The 5,479-nt window shown below is 62.2% G+C and carries 7 protein-coding genes and 1 tRNA gene; 5 read left to right on the plus strand and 3 right to left on the minus strand.

Annotated elements, in window-relative coordinates; translation table 11 throughout:
• Together QZT63_RS08650 and QZT63_RS08655 are read left to right on the plus strand one after the other, a co-directional pair.
• On the plus strand, positions 1–519 hold a 519-nt coding region (locus tag QZT63_RS08650; protein ID WP_290650349.1), incomplete at its 5' end, for an ATP-binding cassette domain-containing protein.
• Positions 516–1,328: an ABC transporter permease gene (locus tag QZT63_RS08655; protein ID WP_290650351.1), complete on the plus strand. Its 813-nt coding sequence runs from the start codon at positions 516–518 to the stop codon at positions 1,326–1,328. The genes QZT63_RS08650 and QZT63_RS08655, both read left to right, overlap by 4 nt.
• Before the next feature lie 15 nt (positions 1,329–1,343).
• Here the strand turns inward: QZT63_RS08655 and QZT63_RS08660 are convergent, their stop codons facing one another.
• Positions 1,344–1,730, minus strand: a complete 387-nt coding sequence (locus tag QZT63_RS08660; protein WP_290650353.1) for a c-type cytochrome — start codon at positions 1,728–1,730, stop codon at positions 1,344–1,346.
• Positions 1,721–2,089, minus strand: coding sequence for a hypothetical protein (locus tag QZT63_RS08665; RefSeq protein WP_290650355.1), 369 nt, complete (start codon positions 2,087–2,089; stop codon positions 1,721–1,723). Before QZT63_RS08665 ends, QZT63_RS08660 begins: the two co-directional genes overlap by 10 nt.
• Before the next feature lie 284 nt (positions 2,090–2,373).
• Here QZT63_RS08665 and QZT63_RS08670 point away from each other — a divergent pair, with 284 nt between their 5' ends.
• Positions 2,374–3,063, plus strand: a complete 690-nt coding sequence (locus tag QZT63_RS08670; RefSeq protein WP_290650357.1) for an SDR family oxidoreductase — start codon at positions 2,374–2,376, stop codon at positions 3,061–3,063.
• Positions 3,064–3,226: 163 nt separating this feature from the next.
• Positions 3,227–3,303: transfer RNA gene (locus QZT63_RS08675), tRNA-Arg, on the plus strand.
• Between the two features lie 29 nt (positions 3,304–3,332).
• Here the strand turns inward: QZT63_RS08675 and QZT63_RS08680 are convergent.
• The gene (locus tag QZT63_RS08680) at positions 3,333–3,578 is read right to left on the minus strand and encodes a hypothetical protein (RefSeq protein ID WP_290650359.1); all 246 of its coding nucleotides are present in this window, start codon (positions 3,576–3,578) and stop codon (positions 3,333–3,335) included.
• A 367-nt stretch (positions 3,579–3,945) separates the two neighbouring features.
• On the opposite strand from QZT63_RS08680, the gene QZT63_RS08685 reads away from it, so the two are divergent.
• The coding region (locus QZT63_RS08685; protein ID WP_290650361.1) for an EAL domain-containing protein at positions 3,946–5,479 on the plus strand (1,534 nt) is incomplete at its 3' end.

Raw genomic sequence — 5,479 nt, forward strand, 5'->3', positions numbered from 1 at the left:
ACGCAGGCCTTGGGACAGATGGGCGTGGTCTTTCAGCAGCCGACCCTGGATCTTGACCTGAGTGTGCAGCAGAATCTGGCCTACCATGCGGCGCTGCACGGCATGGACCTGAAGACGGCGCGGCGTCATGCCGCAGATCAAGTAGCGCGCCTGGGGATTGGGGAACACCAGTGCAAGCGGGTCCGAGAGCTCTCTGGCGGGCAACGGCGGCGCGTGGAGATTGCCCGCGGATTGCTACACCGCCCGCGGCTGTTGCTGCTCGACGAGCCGACCGTGGGTCTGGACGTGGCCTCGCGTCGCGGCATCGTCGAGCACGTGCATCGCCTGTGCGCGGACGAGGGGGTGGCGGTGTTGTGGGCGACCCATTTGATTGATGAAGTCCACCCAGAGGACCGCGTCATCGTGCTGGATAAGGGCCGCATACGCGGGAACGGCTCCGTTGAGGAAATCAAGACGCAAGCCCGTGCCGCGTCCATTGGCGAGGCGTTCGATACGCTAACCGAAACCGAGGTCGGATGAGGCTGGCCGCCTACGCCCACTGCATGCGCGGCATTCTCTGGCGGGAACTGCTGCGGTTCGTGCATCAGCGCAGCCGTTTCATCGCGGCGCTGGTGAGGCCGCTGGTCTGGCTGCTGGTCTTCGCCGCAGGCTTTCGAATGGCGCTCGGCGTCGCCATGACGGAGCCGTACCAGACGTACATCCTCTATGAAGAGTACATTGTGCCGGGTCTGGTCGGCATGATTCAGCTTTTCAACGGCATGCAAAGCTCACTGTCCATGGTCTACGACCGTGAGATGGGTAGCATGCGCGTGCTGTTGGTCAGCCCGTTCCCGCGCTGGTATCTGCTGATCTGCAAGCTGTTGGCGGGAACGGTGGTTTCCATCGTCCAGGTCTATGCCTTTCTGGCAATCGCCTACGCCTACGGCGTGCAGGCGCCGCTCATGGGGTATGTCTATGTGCTGCCTGCCCTCGTGGTGACTGGGTTTATGGTAGGCGCGCTGGGGCTGTTGCTTTCCTCGTTCGTTCGTCATCTGGAGAACTTCGCGGGGATCATGAACTTCGTCATCTTCCCCATGTTCTTCATCTCGTCGGCCCTGTACCCCTTATGGCGGCTCCAGGAATCGAGCCTGGTGGTCTATCAGCTCGCCTCCCTCAACCCTTTTACCTACGCCGTCGAGTTGATTCGCTTTGCACTGTATGAACAGCTCAACGGCGACGCGGCGCTGATCACCATCGCCGTCACAATCGTACTCGTTGGATTTGCTATCCTGGGATACAACCCGGCGCGCGGCATGATGGCCCGCAAGACCGGGGCAGGCGCAGAGTAAAGCCGGCGGTGAGCCTTATTCGGCGGCGTGCTCGAGAAACCGAATGACCTGCTGGCGCTCTGCCGCCTCCAGGCCCCAGAAGACCATGCGTGTTCCGGGGGCCACGTCCTGCGGATCCTCCAGAAAGGCGTCGAGACTCTCCGGCGTCCAGACGATCTCAGCCTGGCGCAGCGCGGGCGAGTAATCGAACCCTGCGGCGCTCCCGGCACGTCGTCCGAGCACTCGGTACAGGCTGGGCCCGGCGCGGTGGGCGCCAGGTTCTATCGCGTGGCAGCCGGCGCACTGCGCCTGAAACACGCGCGCACCCTCAGCGATGTCTGCATCCGCCGCCCCAGCAAGGGGCGCCTGCAGGCTCACGAGCCCGACGAGCGCCGCTATCGACGCCCGTCTCCTCAGAAGCATTGCAGGTCCGCTTCAGCCTGCGCTCTGCGGAAATCCTGCATCAGATCCTCAAGCTCCTTTTCGGTGCGGAACAATACCCCGAGCTCACCGCGCCGCTCGCGCATACGGAGCACCGTCTCGGCGGCCTCATAGTCTTCGTAGGGTATCAGTTCAGCGATGACATCGATGCTGCACGAGCACTTCTGCATAACCAGGTAATCCTGGCCGTTTGCCGCCATGCAGCCGAGAACGTAATCGACGCGCGCTTCCGTGGGATAGTCGTTGTCCGCGACTGCAGTCGAAGGCAGCGCGCCGGCGATAGCGGCAATCGCCAAAGCAGCAATTGCGTGACGGAAACACCGCCAACTCGAATACTTCATGGTGCCTCTCCCCTTGCCTCGCAGTTAAGTTCCAGCAACGATAACCGGTCCAAGGAATGCCATGGAGACTAAAAAGTATACAAGACGACGACATTGGCATCCTCATCCGGCTATTTAGGCGACGCGCTCGAACGATCGAGACGCTATCCTTGGGGCCAAACGCCCTCAGCCCCTTAGACGGCATTTCAACAACGGTTACCATGGGGTTGGCCGGACACGCCGCGGTGAAGTGGCAGCGCAACGACGCCCATGCCGGGGTTGCGCGAACAGTTGGGAGGTGAACCATGAACGACGCAGTCATCCTCATCACCGGAGCGAGCAGCGGCATTGGTGCCGAGACGGCACGCCAGGTGACCAAGGCGGGGTACCGTGTCGTGTTGGCGGCGCGATCGGAGGACCGGGTGACGCGCTTGGCCGAGGCGTTGGGCGGCCCAGACCGTGCGCTCGCCGTTCATTGCGACGTCAATGACGCAGCCAGTCAACAGGCCATGGTGGCCAGCGCCCTGGAGCATTTCGGCCGCATCGACGCGGTTTTTGCCAACGCGGGAATGGGTGGTAGCCCCGGTGGCTTCAGCGGCGCTGACACTGCCATCTGGCGGGAGATGATTCTCACTAACATCTACGGTGTCGGCCTGACGCTGCGCCACACCATCGAGGCGCTCAAGCGCACCCGCGGGCACCTCCTGCTGACCGGGTCGGCGGCGGGTCGAACCACGATCGCCGGATCCATGTACAGTGCGACGAAATGGGCGGTCAGCGCGATCGGTTACGGAGTAAGAGAGGAGTTGCGCGGCACAGGCATTCGGGTCACATTGATCGAGCCTGGGATGGTGGACACGCCGTTTTTCGATGAGCCGCCGGCCTATGCCCTGAAGCCGGAAGATGTCGCCAGGGCGGTTCTCTACGCCATCTCCCAGCCACCGCATGTGGATGTGAACGAGATTCTCGTGCGTCCCACGCCGCCACTGGATTGATTAGCTGGTCGGGGGGTCAAGGCCGCCCAACCGGCGGACGATCCGTCGCCGGCAATGCAACCGTCGACCGCCAGCCCCGGTGGTGCCTTCGCCCTTCGCAAGTCGACCGTCACTGTGCGCATCCAGGCTGGTACCCTGGGCAGCACCGCAAGCAGGATTCTTTGCCCTTGTAGCTCAATTGGATAGAGCATCGGCCTTCGAAGCCGACGGTTGGAGGTTCAAGTCCTCCCAAGGGCACCATCAGTGTCGATCTCGACGGTTACAGGACGCTAGTCATCCGGTGGGAAGCTGTGGTATTCCCCGTCGTCATCCTGATAGCGACCGCGCCTTAGCACCAGTGTCTCCGTCGGATGGCTGACGCCGATCCAGAGCTCTCCGGTCTCCGTGTCCAGGACAACCACCGGTGGACCGACCTCCAGCTGATAGCGCCCCTCATCGGCTGCCCAAGCGAGGGTCGGGGTGAACGCGAGCGCGAGCACCGCTGCGAATAAGCGCGGCCGGACCTGAGATATCATGATGGCTCCTATTGCCTGACAGGCGCACCCCGCCTGCTGTTAGCATAGCGCACCGCAGCTCTGCCGCGACCATGACCGCTGTCCCGATGCCTCGTGCTGGCGCACGCCCGGGAGATGCTCGTGGCCGCAGGTCTCGCATTGTTCGCTGTTCCTTGTGCCGGACGCTTTGCTAGAGAGTGGGGTCGCGCTCACATTTTTTGTCCGCTTGCAATGAGATGCTGCACGTGACTAACAGCCATTCGGACGTGCCACTTCTCGTGGGAAGGTTGGTAGGTGCGCCACTCCAAAGTTGGGTGCGCTGCGGAGATGACCGCTCGCCGGGACAGATTTTCATCGGTATTGAGCATTTCGTTGGGGCCTTATAGAAATGACCGATACAACGGATCGCAGGGAAATGAAGGAGCAGTTCCGTTTGCAGGATGCCGCATTGCAGGCGGCTGCCAACGCGATCGTGATCACCTCCGCCGACGGCACAATCCGCTGGGTCAATCGGGCCTTCTCTGTGCTCACGGGTTATTGCGTCGAGGAAGCGATTGGCAAGACCCCCGGTCAGCTCATTCAGTCGGGCGAGCACGGCCGCGAATTCTACAGCAACCTGTGGAAGACGATTCTGGCGGGAGACGTTTGGCACGGAGAACTCGTCAACCGCCGCAAAGATGGAAGCCTCTATTCTGAGGAACAATCCATCTCCCCGGTGCGGGACGCGCAAGGTACGATCACCCATTTTATTGCCATCAAGCAGGACATCACCGAGCGCAGGCACATGGCGTCCCGCCTGGCCTACCAGGCCAATTACGACGCGCTGACGCAGCTTCCCAACCGTTATCTCTGCGTGGACCGCCTGCAACACGCGCTCACCGCGGCGACCCGCCACGGGCGTTCGGTGGGTGTATTGTCCCTCGACATCGACCGCTTCAGAACACTCAATGACGCCCTGGGGCACGATGCCGGTGATGACGCGTTGAGGGCCGTGGCCAAGCGCTTGCAGAATACCGTGCGCGGGGAAGACACCGTGGCGCGGATCAGTGCCGATGAGTTCGCCGTGATCCTGGCCGATCTCGCCCAACCGCTCGACGCGGGCTTGGTCGCAAAGAAGGTCGCAGACGCGTTCAAAGTCCCGTTCCGCGTAAAGCCCTCAGACGCTGGAGGTGAGGGGCTGGAATTCATGTTCAGCGTTTCAGTCGGCGTAAGCTTGCACCCGAACGATGGCGCGGACAGCGAGACGCTACTGAGTCGCGCTCAAACCGCCATGCATCGCGCCAAGGAGCATGGTCCAGGTCAGCATCAGTTCTTTACCGCGGACATGGATCGTGCGGAGCGGCAGCGTTTGGAGCTGCACAACGCGCTCCGCCATGCCCTCGAGCAAGACGAGTTTGCGCTCCACTACCAACCCCAGACCGACGCCACTGGAGAGCGCGTTGTCGGTGTCGAGGCCTTGCTGCGCTGGAGCCGCCCCGGGCACGGTGAGGTTTCACCCGCCGGATTTCTGCCAATGCTCGAGGAGACCGGCCTCATCGTTCCGGTTGGTGAGTGGGTGCTGCACCAGGCCTGCGCACAGTTCATGGCGCTGCGCGACGCCGGTGTGCCGATTCCGCGCATTGCGATCAACGTCTCCGCCCGGCAGCTCCAGCATGACGACTTTATCGACTCCGTGGTGCAGGCGAGCACCGACGCCGGGATGGGGCCGGGCACACTGGAGCTCGAGATCACCGAGAGCACCTTGATGTTGGACGCCAAGGGGCATTTCGAGATGTTGCGTCGATTACATGATAACGGCATCCGAATCGCCCTCGACGACTTCGGTACGGGGTATTCTTCATTGAGCTACCTGAAGGAACTTCGCCTTGACGTGCTCAAGATTGACGGATCCTTCGTCCGCGAGATCCCGGATAACAAGTGTG

The sequence above is a fragment of the Aquisalimonas sp. genome (assembly GCF_007120195.1).
Lineage (GTDB): Bacteria > Pseudomonadota > Gammaproteobacteria > Nitrococcales > Aquisalimonadaceae > Aquisalimonas.